The following is a 14166-nucleotide window of genomic DNA, read 5'->3' as shown; positions in this document are numbered from 1 at the left end:
ATGGCGGCAGTACACGCCGAGATGCCCACCATTGGACTCCCGTCAACCTGCCTCGAGATCACTTCCCCGAAAATCTTTGGACCGGACCACAGCCAAGCAACCCGGTCTGGAACAAGAGAACGCGTGAGCGACTGCGGAGGTCAGCCGGGAACGGCACACGACGCCACCACGCTATCCAGTGCAAACCCCGAAACCGTCCCGCTCGCCAGGAAACCGTCCAACCCGCGGATAAACCACCACCCCAAACGCAACCCGCCCTACGAAACCCGCACCAACCCCCAAAGCCGCGCCCGCCCGAAGCCGCACCCGTCCGAGGCCGCGCCCCACGGGCCGGGTTGGACTGCGCCCGTGCCGCTTTGGGCTCGGCGAAGGCAGAGCTCCTTCGGGTCCACGGTCTCCTGTGAATTCGGCAGCCAAGGGTTTGCACCGGATAGCGTGGTTGCCTCGCCTGCCGTACCCGGCTGACCTCCGCAGTCGATCACGCGTCGTCCAGTCCCAGCCGGGTTACTTGGCTGTGCTCCCGTTTCGAGAACTTCGAGATCAAAGATGTCGAATGTTCGTGCCCACCAATGGGTTCTGTCACCTTTGGTTTCGTCCTGGCGCACTTGACCTACGGAACATGCCCTTGACCGATGCTGCAGTGTGGGTCGAGAGCGCAATTCCTACGTCAAGTCACGCGCGAGCTCGGGGTTCACGGCCGAAGGGTCGAAATCCGCACTCGTTCTGTGGATTCGCACTGGTTGCGGGCTGCTAGAAGGGGTGCGGATGCACGGAAGGGGTGCGGATCTCGGACGGGTGAAGCCGGAGAGTAGTGGTCGATGTGTGGGGTTGGCGGGGTGTGGGCAGCGTCGGGGGTCAGTCGGCTGGATCTGGGTTGGGTGACTGTGTGGTGTGGGGGCGGGCGTCTCGCCAGGTTCGGTAGCCGCGGTGGGCGGCGAAGGCTCCGATGATTGCGACGACGCACCACACTGCGATCGCGGTGTAGGCCAATGGTGCTGAGAGGTCGCCGATCGATGCGCCGAGTGCGGTATAGACGAATGCGCGCGGCGCCGATCCGATGAACGCGCCGACGGCCATCTGCCACAACGGGATTCCGAGTGCGCCGAATACGTAGGAGGCCAACGCATCCGAGATGCCTGGGACGAAACGTTGTCCGACGACCGCCCACAAACCGCGCCGTTCGATCTGTGCGTCGACCCGCTCGGCTCGCTCGGCGCCGAGCAGTCTGCGCGCACTGTCGCGTCCGGCCCGCCGCCCGAGCAGGTTGGTGATCATCGCGGTGCCTACCGTCGCACCCAGTGTCACGAACGTCCCGAGCAGTGGTCCGAAGAGTAGGCCGCTTGTCGCTGCCAGGATCGGACCGGGGACGAAGATGGCGCCGAGGGCCGCCGACACCAGCACGTAGATCAACGGTGCTGCCGGACCGGTCGCCGCGATGAAGCTGCGCACGCCGTCGATGTCGATCACTCGCGCGACGGCGACGAGGTAGAACATCACGAACAGGAACGCGGCGAGCAGGGCGAGTCGCGCGATGTCTCGCCGTCGGCCGCGGCGGGCGTCGTTGTCAGTCATGGTGCGCCTCATCCTGCCTGCACCTGTGGCGCGGGGGCGGACGTGGTCTGGCGGTGCAGGTGCTGCTTATTTCGACTCGGTCGCTGTACCGACGGTCGGCGGTGAGTTCTTACATGGTTTTGCCGTTGTCCTGTCATTGCCGTGTGGTTCGGCGGTGAGGATCGGGGTGTCGGCGACTCGCGCCGAGCAGGTATCGGAGAGGAGCTCACCACGATGCGCATCGCCGCTGCACTCGTGCTTGCCCTGGCGACAGCACTTTTGGTGGCTGCCTGTTCATCGGGGACCACGGACACGCCGTCATCGACCGAGTCCGCTGCGGTCGACCCGAAGCCGGTGCTCATGCCTTCAGGGCAGTCGGCGGTCGGACGAGATGTTCTTCATCTGGTAGACGCCGGTCGCACGGATCCGTGGACGCCAGGCACGCCGCGGGAGCTGATGGTCAGCATGTACTACCCGGCGCAGCGAGGTGGTGGTGCGCACGCGCCGTACGCGAGTGCCGCCGAAAGCCGCGCGATGCTGGTCGGATTGGGGCTCGACAAGGAGGTGCCCGCCGAAGTGCTGGCGTCGGTGCACACCAATAGTGTCGAAGGGGCGGCGCCGGTTGACGGTTCGCATCCGCTGGTTGTCCTTTCGCCGGGTTTCACCGCGCCGCGCTTCACGCTCACCGCGCTGTCCGAGGAGCTCGCCAGCCGCGGCTATATCGTTGCCGCCGTCGACCATGCCGGTGAATCGTTCGGCACCGAGTTCCCTGGCGGCCGGATGTCGACGTGCGTTGCCTGCCAACGCACCGACGAAGGGGAGCCGCTCACCACCGTTGCCGAGACCAGGGCTCGTGATGTGGCATTCCTGCTGGATCGGTTGACCGGCCCGCAACCGAGCTGGCCGCATGCCAACCTCATCGACCGCACCCGCATCGGCATGGCGGGTCACTCCATCGGCGGCGCCGCCACCGCGGAGACGATGGCCACCGATCAACGTGTCCGCGCGGGACTGAACATGGACGGCACCTTCTTCGGCGCCGCACCGATGTCGGCGCTGGGCGACCGCCCGTTCCTGCTGTTCGGCACCGATGCCGAAACCAGGCCGGGCGGCCACGATCCCAGCTGGGACCGAGCCTGGTCGGAACTCCCCGACTGGAAGCGCTGGCTGACCGTGGTCGGCACCAACCACAGCTCCTTCATCGACACCCCGATGCTCCTGGAACAAGCTGCCACGCCCCAAGATTCGCTGTCCGGCCAGCGTGCCGTCGAAATCACCCGCGCCTACGTAGCCGCCTTCTTCGACCACCATCTCCGTGGAATCCCCCAACCCTTGCTCGACCATCAAGACCCGGCCTACCCAGAGGTCCGTTTCAACAATCCCTAACGGCCGCTCCCCAGCGCAGCGGTCGGAAGAAGGCACGGACTTCTTCGACCAGCAGCTCGGGCATTCCAGCACAGGGACATGGCCGCCACGGCCGAACTCGGTGCAGCGCTGCAGGTTGCCGCGTCCCGATTGAGGGGGACGTCTCCGCAACTTGGCCACTCGCACGAACCGAATCTCGCGAGGGCGGCCGCGATCGGGCCTCGACCGCCACTGGACAAGTGATCACTGGGAACTGGTGCAGGTGGCTTCTCTCGATGCCGCCACCAGTTCCCAGTATTCGGATGACCAACTGAATAGCGCGCCATGCGACGCAGCGCATACGGCGGCCCCCGGCGGATGTTTGGGCACACCGGCATGATTGGCAGATGGAGTTCCAGCTGACGGTGGCGGCGCAACCCGCGAGTCATCAGTTCGTGATCGTGATCGAGCCGGAAGCGATGCAGTACGAGTTTCCTGAGGAAGGGAAAGTTGTGCTGTCGTTTCGCGGACCTGATTCGATGTCGGCCGAGCTGACTCACTATCCGGATGCGGTGGTCATCTGGCGGCCTGCGGATACCGAAGTCTGGGCCACGACCATCGACGGCCGTTGTGAGCTCATCGCGGGATTCGCGGGCAATCCGGCGCCCGGCCTCGACACCGGTGGAAAGCCGCTGGATCAGCCGATGCGTCAACTGCTCGGGCGGCTGTTCTACAACGAACCGGGGTAGGGCGAACCTCGCTCGCTGGGCGAACTGCCTCGGTTGGGCAGTTGACGAACAAGTGCTTTGCGACCGGGCGGGCCGTGTTGGTTCTGTTTACTCGCAGGCGACTCCGTCGCCGTCGCGGTCGAGCTTCGCGCTGTAGCCCGGGTCGCCACGGTGCAGCGGGGCAGCGCCGGCGGCGCGGGCGGCGGCACAGTTGGCGTAGTAGACGCTTGGGGCGGGCTGGGCAGGGGGTGTTGTGCGAGGTGGGGGTTCGGGGGCGGGTGGAGGTTGTGGCACAAATGGTTGTGGTGCGGGTGGTTGTGGCACAGCTGATCGTGGCGCGGCCGGTTGTGGTGCGGGTGGTTGCGGCGCGGTCGTCTCGGCCGGTGGTGGCGGGACGGGTGGTTGCGATGGGACTGTCGTCGCTGAAGTCGAAGGGCGGGTGGTGGATGCTGGTGTGGTGGTTGTCGGTTGGGTGCGCGTGGTCAGGGTGGCCGATGGGGTCACCTTTGGTGCAGGAGTGGTCTCGGCGCTGCATGCGGCGGATCCGAGTGTGGTTGCAGCGATTAGGATTGCGGCGATTGCGTAACGACGCGGTGCGGTTGTCATGTTGTATGCCTTGTATTCAGCCGGGTACGCGCGATCGCGTTGTGGACGATTGTTGGGCGCGTGGTGTCGGCCTGCTTCGTATCCCGCACTCGCTGTCCCCCCTGGGATGTGCCGATAGCTACGCAGACGGTAGCACGGGAGGAGTGCTCGATTTTGTTGTCGCGCTGTCGCGTTCGTTGGTGAGGCGAAGTCTATTGGGCGCCAGGCGCGACGCGTATCCATCGAACAACGGACGTGCTGTGCCCGGATACGAGCATCCGGCGCAACGGAACACCCTCGAGAATCGAGTGCCATGAGGAACTTGTTGTGACTGAAGATGTTTCGGCGAAACTGGCACGCCGGCTCGGCGTCGGGGATGCGGTGGTCATCGGGCTCGGTGCGATGATCGGGGCCGGCATCTTCGCTGCCCTGGCGCCGGCCGCCCATGCGGCGGGGTCGGGTCTGCTGATCGGGTTGGCGATCGCCGCGGTGGTCGCCTATTGCAACGCGACGTCGTCCGCGCGGCTCGCCGCCCGATACCCCGCGTCCGGCGGAACCTACGTCTACGGGCGCGAGCGGTTGGGGCCGTTCTGGGGATATTTGGCGGGCTGGAGTTTCGTGGTGGGCAAGACGGCGTCGTGCGCGGCCATGGCGTTGACCGTCGGCAGCTATTTGTGGCCCGGCCACGCCCATGTCGTGGCCGTCGCGGCAGTGGTGGGGTTGACCGCGGTGAACTATGGCGGCGTGCAGAAGTCGGCGTTGCTGACTCGCATCATCGTCGCAGTGGTCATCGCGGTGCTTGCCGCCGTCGTTGTCGCGGCCCTTACTTCCCCCGAAATGGATGGGGGTCGGCTGGAATTCGATAGTGACATAACCGCTTTCGGTATTCTGCAGGCCGCAGGATTTCTGTTCTTCGCCTTCGCGGGTTACGCCCGCATCGCCACCCTCGGCGAAGAAGTGCGTGATCCGGCCCGAACCATTCCGCGCGCAATTCCGTTGGCCCTCGGCATCACTCTTGTCGTGTACGCGGCAGTCGCGGTTGCGGCACTGAGCGTGCTCGGTCCGGACCGCCTCGCCGCGGCTACCGCGCCGCTGTCGGCTCTCGTGCACGTCGCCGGTGCCGGATGGCTGGAACCGGTGGTCCGCGTCGGCGCCGCGATCGCCGCCCTCGGCTCGCTGCTCGCGCTGATCCTCGGCGTCTCCCGCACAACGCTGGCCATGGCCCGTGACCGGCATTTCCCACCCGCGCTGGCGGCGATCCATCCGCGCTTCCAGGTGCCGCACCGCGCGGAGCTGGCTGTCGGTGCGATCGTCGCCGTCGCCGCAGCCACCGCCGACCTGCGCGCGGCGATCGGCTTCTCCTCCTTCGGCGTGCTGCTCTACTACGCGATCGCGAACGCCTCGGCCTTGACCCTGTCTCGTGCCGAAAACCGCCCTGCGCGAGCGATTCCCGTCATCGGACTGATCGGCTGCCTGGCGCTGGGCTGCGCCCTCCCCGGATCGTCGGTGCTGACCGGCGCTGCGGTAATCGGCGTCGGTGCCGCCATCTACGCGTTCCGCGCACACGCACTATCGCGCCGTTAGCTTGCCGGGGGATCAACCGCTCGGTTCAACCGCGGCGCGAACTGCGGCGCTCTGGTCGAGGAGCCGCGGGGCCGCTCCACCGGGAGTCTCATGGGCACGCGGCGAAGTACTCGAGGACGGCCAAGTGCTCGAGGACGGCCAAGTATTCGAGGACGGCCAGCGTGTGGCCGCTACAACGCTGGGCGTTTATGTTGCCTTGGCGGCGTCTGTTACGCGTTCGGCCACCCAGTTCAAGAAGCTTCGGACTTCGGTGGTCGGCAGGGGGAGTGCTGCTTGGCGCGGACGCTCGAAGCTTTGCACGGCGGCTTCCACGAGGGGGCGGAAACGGGACTCTGATGCTGCGATCGATTGTGCGGCTTTGCGTTTGGGGAGCCAGCGGCCGGTGCGGCAGAAGACTGCCGAGCGGCAGCCGTTGAGTACTCGATTGTCGTTCAGGTGGCCTTCGGCGGTGGTGTGTTCGCGGACGGAGGTTGCCAGGGCGGTGAACAGGTCGTGTTGTGTTGGCGCTGTGAGGACTTGCCGGACGGGGTCGCCCGCGAGCAGACGTCCGGACTGGTAGGCGATCGAGCGATCGATGACATACCAAAAAGACTGTGCACCAGACGAATCGAAGTCGGCGCAGGGCGGCAGCATAGGGCCAGTATTGAGATTCAGGAGGTACCCGGCGTTTCCGGAGGGACGGGCGGTGAAGTCGGAGTCGTAGACCACCAGCTCCAATCCTGCTGCCGGGCAGGGGAGCGCGGGGTGGGTGAGTGATTCGGCCAGTTCGGGTACGGCGGCTGCCGGGAGCGCCGGGTCGACGACCATCGTCACGTCGATGTCGCTGCGGCCGTGTCGGTAGTCGTCGAGCGCGATCGAGCCGACCGCGAAGATGCTGCGCAGGTGTGGTCCGCAGACGGTCGTGCTGCGCTGAACGAGTTCGTCCAGGTAGGGGCGGATCTCTTCGGGCAAGGGCGGCGGGTCGGCACGGTGCACGCGATCAAGTATCCATCGGGGTCCCTGGGCTCCTCAGTGCTCGGCTCAGTGGACACGATCCGTGGTCGGCACGGATGTTTCGATCCCGCGCCGAAATTAGCGTTAGCTGCATGAACATCACCACTGACACCAACACCGGCATCAACATCCACCTCGAGGTCCCCGACCCGGCCGCCGCCGAAGCCTCCTACGCCGCCGCCTTCGGGTTGGGCGACAAGCTGAGCTTCCGAGCTGCACAGGAACCAGCAACCGGCTTCCGCGGGTTCATGCTCTCGCTGGTGGTCGCCCAGCCGAGCACCGTCGACAGCCTTGTCGGCTCCGCCCTGGCCGTCGGCTTCACGATGTTGAAGCCCGCGAAGAAGAGCTTCTGGGGTTACGGCGCGGTCATCCAGGCGCCGGACGGAACGATCTGGAAGGTGACCTCGTCGAACAAGAAGGATACCGGCCCGGCCACTCGCGAGGTCGACGATGTGGTGCTGCTGCTCGGCGTCGACGACGTCAAGGCGAGCAAGCAGTTCTATGTCGACCGCGGTCTGACCGTGGCAAAGAGCTTCGGCGGCAAGTACGTCGAGTTCGCGAGCCCGAAGTCGGCGGTCAAGCTGGCGATGTACCCGCGCAAGGCCGCCGCCAAGGATGCGGGCGTCGCCGTGGACGGCACCGGTTCGCACCAGATCGTCATCGGCGGCAACGCCGGTTCCTTCGTCGATCCGGACGGGTTCGTGTGGGAGGGCACGGCGGCCTGAAATGGCAACGGGGACTGCGAGTCTGGGGTGTGCGATGAGGGCGCACCCCGGAACCGTCCTCGAGTTTCAGTCAGTTACCGGGAACGTCTCGGTGGGCAAACCCCACGATGCCACGTTGGCCGCCACGACGGCGTAGTCGTTCGGCGGGTCGATCTCGATATCGAGGGTGCTTGCGAGTCGGTTCTGGGTCCAGAAGTAGCCGCAGAGGTGTATCGCCTCGACGATTTCAGCGTCGGAAAGATGGTGGCGCACAGCGGCAAAGGCCTGCTCATCGATGCGCGGGCTTTTCACTACGGCAGTGGCGAACTGGACCAGGGATCGGTCGTAATCGTCGAGGATGTCGAGGTTTTCCGAGCGGATTGCCGCGCGTTGCTCGACGGTCACGCCGAACGACGCCGAGGTCGTTTCGTGTTGGCGCCACTCGTATACGGCGTCCATGGCGTGACAGGTCGCCAAGATCACCAGTTCACGAGAGCGCGCAGGCAAGGTGGTTGCGGTGAACAGTGCGACACCGAGCCCTATCCACGGTTGGATCGTCCCTTGCGAATGCATCAGCATGCTGAGCATGTGATGCTCCGGCACGTCCGTGGGAATCGGGACGGCCCGCACTGACTTCGGGCGCTCGGGGTAGGGAATCCTCGCCATGGTGCGCTCTCTTCCGGGGACTACTCCGTGGATCCGAATCGGGTCGAGATGTCGGTTAAATAGTTGCGTAGCAATGCCTTTACTTCGGTGATCAATTGGGGATCGCCCGCCGGATCCAGCCGGAAGGCCGCCAGGACGATCGCGTCAACGGCCAGCACTGCCGCATGGCACGCGGCCGTCAATCCTGGCGTCTCGACGGCGATGCCTTGGGCGAGCACGATCTGCCGGACGTTGTCGGCGATGGCCTGGATGTAAGCCCGATCCGCTTGGATCAGTTCCTCGGAAAGACGAGCGTCGACCAGAATCGCGAGCAGTGCGGGCCGGCCGCGGAACTGGTGCACGAACAGGTCGACCAGCACGTCGGCCGGATCGGCCCACGTCTGCTCGCCTGCTCGCTGGACGAGCTCGCCGAGGGTGTTGTCGAACTGGAGCAGGAAGCGCTCGGCCAGTGCACCCAGGATCGCCTCCTTGTCCGGAAAGTACCGGTACATCGCGCCGACCGACATGCCGACCTCGGCGGCGACCTTGGTCGTGGTGACCGCCGAGACGCCCGCCTCGGCGAGCAGCCGCTCGGCGGCATCCAGCACCGCGCCGATCCGTGCGTGACTGCGCGCCTGCTGGGGTGCGACGCGGAGCCTGCTGGTCGTGGCAACACCGCTGCTGCGGTCGGTCATGGCACCTCCGAAGGCAAATGTGAAACCGAATTCAGATTCGCTTTTTGAAGATAGCAGAAGGCTATCGAAGGCGTCCAGCGGTGCTAGGAAACGAGGGAATAGACCCGGGTGAGCGCGGCCGCCCGCTCGGCGGGATCGGTCACCACGTTCATCACCATCAGCTCATCCGGCCGTGTCGCGCCGACGATGTCGGTCAACCTGCGCCGCACCGTTGCCGGACTGCCGATCGCCTGTGCCTGTTGGCGTTCGTCGGCCGCGGCGCGTTCGTCCGCGGTCCAGGCGTAGGCCGCCGCCTCGGCGGGCGAAGGGAACCCCTCCGTTGGCCAGCCATTCATCCGAAGGAACGACAACTGGGCCGGGTCCGCCAACCATCGCGCCTTGGCATCGTCCTCGGCGCAGACCACGTGCACAGACACCATGGTGTACGGCGCGCTGAGTAAGCCGGAAGAACGAAACTCGCTCCGGTACAACTCCATTGCCTCCGCCGCGAGCTGCGGTTTGAGATGATGCGCGAACGCGTAGCGCAGTCCGCATTCGGCGGCCAATCGTGCGCTGTCCAGACCGGAGCCAAGCAACCACAGCTCGACATCGCTGCCCTGTCCAGGCACCGCGGTCACCGACGCGGAGCCAACGGTCAAATAGCGCAGCAGTTCTCGTAGTTCGTCGCCGAACACGCTGTCCGGCGGTCGCCGCAATGCCTCGGCCGCAACCGCATTGGTGCCGGGCGCCCGGCCGATACCGAGATCGACCCGGTCCGGGTAGTACGCCGACAAGGTGCCGAACTGCTCGGCGACCACCAGCGGTGCGTGATTGGGCAGCATCACCCCACCCGAACCGAGCCGGATCCGCGCTGTCGCCGCGCCGAGCACCCCCAGAATCACGGCCGGAGCCGCCGTCGCGATATTGGGCGAATTATGATGCTCGGCAACCCAAAACCGCTGACAGCCGAGCTGATCGGCATGTACAGCGAGACTCAGCGTCGCCTGCAGCGCCTCGCTCGGCGACTGCCCCTCCTCGATGGGCCCGATGTCGAGCACCGAAATCGGCAGTTTCATCGGCCGTCTCGCTCGGCGTCGATCGCACAGCCCGCACCTGGACCCGGAACCAGCACCTTCGTCACACGATCGACACTATCCCCGCCCCCAGACCCGCCGCCACCACGAATGGGAGGTGCTCGGCAGCGGCGAGCTGACACTGGGCGCTGCAACGAGTTTGACGTCCTACTGCGTGCATCGCGCCGGTCTGATCGCCGAACTTCGGTAGGTGCAGTGCAACGTCGACGTGGTGGCGGCGACTGATGGGTGCTCAGCGGGGGTCGAGGATCATGATGGGGATTGTGCGGTCTCGGGCGAGGTGTTGGTAGAAGTCGTAGTCGGGGAAGAACGCGACGAATTGGGGCCAGAGTTGATCTCGCTCCGCGTCAGTTGCGACGCGTGCCCGGACCGTACGGGTTTGCGAGCCGATTCGAATCGTGGTGTCCGGGTTGGCTTTCAGGTTGTGAAACCAGGCGGGGTGGGTTGGCTGGCCCGCCTTCGAGGCCACTACCGCAACGAACTTGTCGCCGGCGTAGTACATCAGTGGCGAGGTGCGCCGGAGTCCGCTCTTGGCTCCGACATGATCCAGCAGCAGAATCTTCGCCCGTGGCGATCCGGGCAGATGGCCGCCGATTCTGCCGTTGGACCGCCGATACAGGGCCACATGCACTTTCGTCGAACGCCGGCCCAGGTAGATCCCGCGTTTGTTGGCGAACCGCGAAGCTGACGACATGATGCGTGCCGCCGAGGAATTACCGCCCCGCCCAGTCTCGTTCGCGCCAGCACTGTTTCGCATAGGATCTCCCCACCCTTGATCTACTACAACTGATAGTAGACAGTGTGCTGCTTGCTCGCAACGGTCAGAGGGCGGCCGCGGCTTCGTGCAGAAGGCTGTTGGTTTCGGTGGGTGGCGCGGCTTGCACAGCGAGCTGGTCCATGACTTCGTGGTACCGGCCGACCTCGTCGCGACGGTCGAGGTAGATGGCGCTGGCGAGTTGTTCCATATAGACGATGTCGGGCAGCTCGCGTTCGGCAAAACGGAGCATCGTGAACGAGCTGCCCGCGGCCGGATGCCCACCCGTGCGGTAGGGCAGGACTTGGATGGTCACATTGGGGCGGTCCGTCATTCGCGTCAAGTGTTCGATCTGCGCGCGCAGCACGGCGATGCTGCCGATCGGGCGGTGCAAGACCGCCTCATCGAGCACGGCCCACAACTTCGGCGGCGCGGGCCGATCCAGGATTTCCTGGCGCTTTCTGCGCAATTCGACCCGGCGGACCGAGTCGGGGCTCTTGTGCCTGACCGCGACGACCGCGCGGGTGTAGTCCTCGGTTTGCAGTAGCCCCGGAACCAGTTGGCCCTCAAAGGTTCTGATCGTGTGCGCGGCGCCTTCGAGGCCGATGTAGGTTTCGAACCAGTGCGGCAGCAGGTCGTTGTAGCGATGCCACCAGCCGGGCTCGTTGGCCTTGCGCGCCAATTCGAGGAACATCTCGCGCTGGTCGGAGTCGGTGACGCCGTAGAGCGTCAGCAGATCGCGCACGTCGCGGTCTTTGAAGCCGTGTCGGCCGAGCTCGAGGCGACTGATCTTGGCGTGCGAGCTGCGGATGTGCTCGCCCGCATCGTCGCGGGTGATGCCCGCCGCCTCGCGGAGTCTGCGGAGCTGGCCGCCGACGGCGATCCGCAACGCGGTCGGTCCACGGTCGGCCACGTTCGGATCGACCCCATTGATCCGAACCGGTTGTGCGACCACGAGTTTTCCTGTTCCGAACATGATGGCAGCGAGCGCGAGGGCGGCCACGACGTCGGCGGGGCACACCGCTCGCCCTAAATGCTAGCGCTCGAACACGGGCGAGGGTATGAGCTCACCGCGGTGCACGAGTCGCATTGCTGCATGCGCAAGATTTCGTCCGTGCAGCGAGCGAACGCCACGGCCGAGGCGCCGAGTGCTGCAACATCTTCGAGTGTCCCCATCTCCGACGGGATGTCTAGTACCGTCACATCCGCACCAGTAGTTGTGGGTTCAACTCCCCACTCAGGCGCCTGCAGCGCGTCACTCGAACCGATATAGGAGTTGACAATGTCGAACGACCGGTTGATTCGCACCGACATTCCGCATTCCGCGCGGATCTGGAACTTCTGGATGGGCGGCAAGGACAACTACGACGTCGATCGTGCCGTCGGCGAGGCGAGCCTGCAGATCGATCCGGATATCGCGACGATGGCAGTGCAATCGCGCGAGTTCCTCATCCGCGCGGTGCGTTACCTGGCGCGCGAGGCCGGGATCCGCCAGTTCCTCGACATCGGCACCGGGTTGCCGACTATGCAGAACACTCACGAGGTCGCCCAGTCGGAGGCGCCTGCCGCGAAAATTGTCTACGTGGACAACGATCCGCTGGTGCTCACCCACGCGCGGGCGTTGTTGAACAACACCACCAGCCAAGGCGTCACCACCTATATCGATGCCGACTTCCACGTTCCCGAACAGATCGTGTCCGACGCACACAACATCCTGGACTTCACCCAGCCGATCGCGGTGATGTTCATGGGGGTGCTCGGGCATGCCCACAGTTACCAGGACATGCTGCGCATCGTGCGCACGGTTGTCGATTCGGCTCCTTCCGGCAGCTATTTGGTGCTGTGGGACGGCACCACCGAAAGCGAACCGTATGTGACGTTGTGCGCGGAGTACGCGAAATCTGGTGGCGTGCCCTATGTTCCGCGCACCGGGGACGAGATCCGCGCCGCCTTCGACGGTCTCGAATTCGTCGAACCAGGATTCGTCTCCATCACCGAATGGCGTCCCGAGGTCAAGGACGTCGGCGATACCCGGCCGATCTCCGCCCGCGGGGGAGTCGCTCGTAAACCCTGACGGGTAGCCACGTTCCGAGCTCAGCGTGGCGGACGAAGCATCCGCATCGCGGCCTTCAAGATCGGCCCAGGTACGTGGTCCCGCATGCCGAGCGCCGCCGCCGCGGCTCTGGTGCGCACTTCGGTGCCGCGGCCGAACGCCTTGCTGAGCGGTCCGCCCGACGGTTCGAGATCGACATGCAGCGGCGGCCTGCCGTCGGCCGCGCCGAGCGCATGCGCGATCACGATGCGCTGGATCTCGCTGGTCCCCTCGAAGATGGTGTACAGCTTCGCATCTCGGTACCACTTCTCCACCGGGTGGTCGCTGATGTACCCCCAGCCGCCCAGCGTCTGGATCGCGCGTTCGGTGGCTTTCACCGCGACCTGGCTGGCCGCCAGCTTCGACATCGATCCTTCGCCGCGCTCGAAGGGCACACCGTTGGCCGCCATCCAGGAGGCCCGCCAGGTCAGCAGCCGCGCGGCGTCGATCTCGGTGGCCAGGTCGGCGATCGGGAAGGCGATGCCCTGATTGTCGATGATCGGCGCGCCGAAGGCCTCCCGCCGGTTGGCGTATGCCGTCATGTATTCCAATGCGGCCCTGGCGATTCCGAGTGCCTGCGCGGCGACCATCGGGCGGGTCTGCTCGAACGTGCCCAGCGTCACCGAACCAGCGCGGCCGCCGCTGCGCAGTGCTTCGCGTCGCTTGGCGAGCGTGTGCTCGAGCTTGTCGATCCCGCCGAGCAGATTCTCCGCGGGCACGCGCACGCCGGTGAACCGCAATTCCGCGGTATGGGATGCGCGACAGCCCATCTTGTCGAGCTTGCGCACCAACTCCAATCCTGGTGTGCCGCCTGGCACCACGAACAGCGCCTGGCCGCGGTGCCCGAGCTCCGCATCCACCACCGCGTTGACGACGTGCACATTCGCGATGCCGCCGTTGCCGATCCACATCTTGTGGCCGTCGATGACCCAGTCGTCGCCGTCGCGGACCGCTCTGGTGCGCAGGTTGCGGACATCGCTGCCGCCCTCGGGTTCCGAGATGGCCAGCGCCGCGAGCTTCAGATCCCCAGGCGTGCCGAAACATTCGGGCGCCCACCGCAGCATCTGCTCGGGCGTTGCGGCCTGACCGATCGCCGAAAGGGCAAGTGCGGGCATCACAATCGCCAATCCGATGCCGGCACAGCCCCAGAACAACTCCTCCATGAACATCGGCAGCGACAGTCCGGTCGGGTCGCCGATGAGGTCGCGATAGAACAGCGGGCTGTAGAAGCCGCGCTCGGCGGCCGCTTCGAGCAGCGGCCACGGGAACTCCTGGGCCCGGTCGTAGTGGGCGGCGGCCGGCCTGAGGCAGTCTTCGGCGAATTCGTGCGCACGCTTGGCCAGGTCGTGCTGCGCCGCCGTCGGTGTCAGGTCGAAACTCACGACTTGGCGATACCCAGCCTCGGGCCGCGCACACGG

The 14166-nt window shown here is 65.8% G+C and carries 14 protein-coding genes; 5 read left to right on the top strand and 9 right to left on the bottom strand.

Translation table 11 applies throughout. The annotated features are described in order from the left end of the window. Positions 1-855: 855 nt before the first annotated feature. On the bottom strand, positions 856-1572 hold the full coding sequence (locus ACGFNJ_RS32445; protein ID WP_393456916.1) for a TVP38/TMEM64 family protein: 717 nt from the start codon (positions 1570-1572) through the stop codon (positions 856-858). Positions 1573-1785: 213 nt separating this feature from the next. Between ACGFNJ_RS32445 and ACGFNJ_RS32440 the strand changes: the two genes are divergently transcribed. Both ACGFNJ_RS32440 and ACGFNJ_RS32435 read left to right on the top strand, forming a co-directional pair. Further along, positions 1786-2937: an alpha/beta hydrolase family protein gene (locus ACGFNJ_RS32440; protein ID WP_393456913.1), complete on the top strand. Its 1152-nt coding sequence runs from the start codon at positions 1786-1788 to the stop codon at positions 2935-2937. A gap of 365 nt (positions 2938-3302) precedes the next feature. Beyond that, positions 3303-3644: a hypothetical protein gene (locus ACGFNJ_RS32435; RefSeq protein WP_393456910.1), complete on the top strand. Its 342-nt coding sequence runs from the start codon at positions 3303-3305 to the stop codon at positions 3642-3644. Between the two features lie 87 nt (positions 3645-3731). On the opposite strand, the gene ACGFNJ_RS32430 is transcribed toward ACGFNJ_RS32435, so the two are convergent. Further along, positions 3732-4229 (bottom strand): excalibur calcium-binding domain-containing protein, encoded by a 498-nt coding sequence (locus ACGFNJ_RS32430; RefSeq protein ID WP_393456907.1) that lies wholly within the window; start codon positions 4227-4229, stop codon positions 3732-3734. Positions 4230-4535: 306 nt separating this feature from the next. Between ACGFNJ_RS32430 and ACGFNJ_RS32425 the strand changes: the two genes are divergently transcribed. Beyond that, entirely contained in the window at positions 4536-5792 is a 1257-nt protein-coding gene (locus ACGFNJ_RS32425) for an APC family permease (RefSeq protein ID WP_393456904.1), read from the top strand. A 186-nt stretch (positions 5793-5978) separates the two neighbouring features. Here ACGFNJ_RS32425 and ACGFNJ_RS32420 read toward each other — a convergent pair whose 3' ends face one another. Then, positions 5979-6767 (bottom strand): aminoglycoside adenylyltransferase domain-containing protein, encoded by a 789-nt coding sequence (locus ACGFNJ_RS32420; RefSeq protein ID WP_393456901.1) that lies wholly within the window; start codon positions 6765-6767, stop codon positions 5979-5981. Positions 6768-6877: 110 nt separating this feature from the next. Between ACGFNJ_RS32420 and ACGFNJ_RS32415 the strand changes: the two genes are divergently transcribed. After that, positions 6878-7510 carry a glyoxalase gene (locus ACGFNJ_RS32415; RefSeq protein WP_393456898.1) on the top strand — a complete coding sequence of 211 codons (633 nt, stop codon included), beginning with the start codon at positions 6878-6880 and terminating at the stop codon, positions 7508-7510. Positions 7511-7576: 66 nt separating this feature from the next. Here the strand turns inward: ACGFNJ_RS32415 and ACGFNJ_RS32410 are convergent, their stop codons facing one another. The 5 genes from ACGFNJ_RS32410 to ACGFNJ_RS32390 form a co-directional block, all read right to left on the bottom strand. Further along, positions 7577-8155, bottom strand: coding sequence for a carboxymuconolactone decarboxylase family protein (locus ACGFNJ_RS32410; protein WP_393456895.1), 579 nt, complete (start codon positions 8153-8155; stop codon positions 7577-7579). A 20-nt stretch (positions 8156-8175) separates the two neighbouring features. Beyond that, entirely contained in the window at positions 8176-8829 is a 654-nt protein-coding gene (locus tag ACGFNJ_RS32405; RefSeq protein ID WP_393456892.1) for a TetR/AcrR family transcriptional regulator, read from the bottom strand. A gap of 83 nt (positions 8830-8912) precedes the next feature. Then, on the bottom strand, positions 8913-9884 hold the full coding sequence (locus ACGFNJ_RS32400; RefSeq protein ID WP_393456889.1) for an LLM class flavin-dependent oxidoreductase: 972 nt from the start codon (positions 9882-9884) through the stop codon (positions 8913-8915). A gap of 250 nt (positions 9885-10134) precedes the next feature. After that, positions 10135-10596 (bottom strand): nitroreductase family deazaflavin-dependent oxidoreductase, encoded by a 462-nt coding sequence (locus ACGFNJ_RS32395; RefSeq protein ID WP_393456886.1) that lies wholly within the window; start codon positions 10594-10596, stop codon positions 10135-10137. 127 nt (positions 10597-10723) lie between these two features. After that, positions 10724-11611 carry a helix-turn-helix domain-containing protein gene (locus ACGFNJ_RS32390; protein ID WP_393456883.1) on the bottom strand — a complete coding sequence of 296 codons (888 nt, stop codon included), beginning with the start codon at positions 11609-11611 and terminating at the stop codon, positions 10724-10726. A 327-nt stretch (positions 11612-11938) separates the two neighbouring features. On the opposite strand from ACGFNJ_RS32390, the gene ACGFNJ_RS32385 reads away from it, so the two are divergent. Beyond that, positions 11939-12730: an SAM-dependent methyltransferase gene (locus tag ACGFNJ_RS32385; protein ID WP_393456880.1), complete on the top strand. Its 792-nt coding sequence runs from the start codon at positions 11939-11941 to the stop codon at positions 12728-12730. 20 nt (positions 12731-12750) lie between these two features. On the opposite strand, the gene ACGFNJ_RS32380 is transcribed toward ACGFNJ_RS32385, so the two are convergent. Beyond that, positions 12751-14130 carry an acyl-CoA dehydrogenase family protein gene (locus ACGFNJ_RS32380; protein ID WP_393456877.1) on the bottom strand — a complete coding sequence of 460 codons (1380 nt, stop codon included), beginning with the start codon at positions 14128-14130 and terminating at the stop codon, positions 12751-12753. Positions 14131-14166 lie beyond the last annotated feature (36 nt).

It is taken from the genome of Nocardia sp. NPDC049149 (assembly GCF_043197455.1).
Lineage (GTDB): Bacteria > Actinomycetota > Actinomycetes > Mycobacteriales > Mycobacteriaceae > Nocardia.
Note: the sequence above shows the minus strand (reverse complement) of the source record. Positions and strands in the feature narration are given on the sequence as shown.

Bases quoted from the DNA above. Each gene is read 5' to 3' on its own strand.
- ACGFNJ_RS32445 (WP_393456916.1), bottom strand. From the start codon at position 1,572: ATGACTGACAACGACGCCCGCCGCGGCCGACGGCGAGACATCGCGCGA.
- ACGFNJ_RS32440 (WP_393456913.1), top strand. From the start codon at position 1,786: ATGCGCATCGCCGCTGCACTCGTGCTTGCCCTGGCGACAGCACTTTTG.
- ACGFNJ_RS32435 (WP_393456910.1), top strand. From the start codon at position 3,303: ATGGAGTTCCAGCTGACGGTGGCGGCGCAACCCGCGAGTCATCAGTTC.
- ACGFNJ_RS32430 (WP_393456907.1), bottom strand. From the start codon at position 4,229: ATGACAACCGCACCGCGTCGTTACGCAATCGCCGCAATCCTAATCGCT.
- ACGFNJ_RS32415 (WP_393456898.1), top strand. From the start codon at position 6,878: ATGAACATCACCACTGACACCAACACCGGCATCAACATCCACCTCGAG.
- ACGFNJ_RS32410 (WP_393456895.1), bottom strand. From the start codon at position 8,155: ATGGCGAGGATTCCCTACCCCGAGCGCCCGAAGTCAGTGCGGGCCGTC.
- ACGFNJ_RS32405 (WP_393456892.1), bottom strand. From the start codon at position 8,829: ATGACCGACCGCAGCAGCGGTGTTGCCACGACCAGCAGGCTCCGCGTC.
- ACGFNJ_RS32400 (WP_393456889.1), bottom strand. From the start codon at position 9,884: ATGAAACTGCCGATTTCGGTGCTCGACATCGGGCCCATCGAGGAGGGG.
- ACGFNJ_RS32395 (WP_393456886.1), bottom strand. From the start codon at position 10,596: ATGTCGTCAGCTTCGCGGTTCGCCAACAAACGCGGGATCTACCTGGGC.
- ACGFNJ_RS32385 (WP_393456880.1), top strand. From the start codon at position 11,939: ATGTCGAACGACCGGTTGATTCGCACCGACATTCCGCATTCCGCGCGG.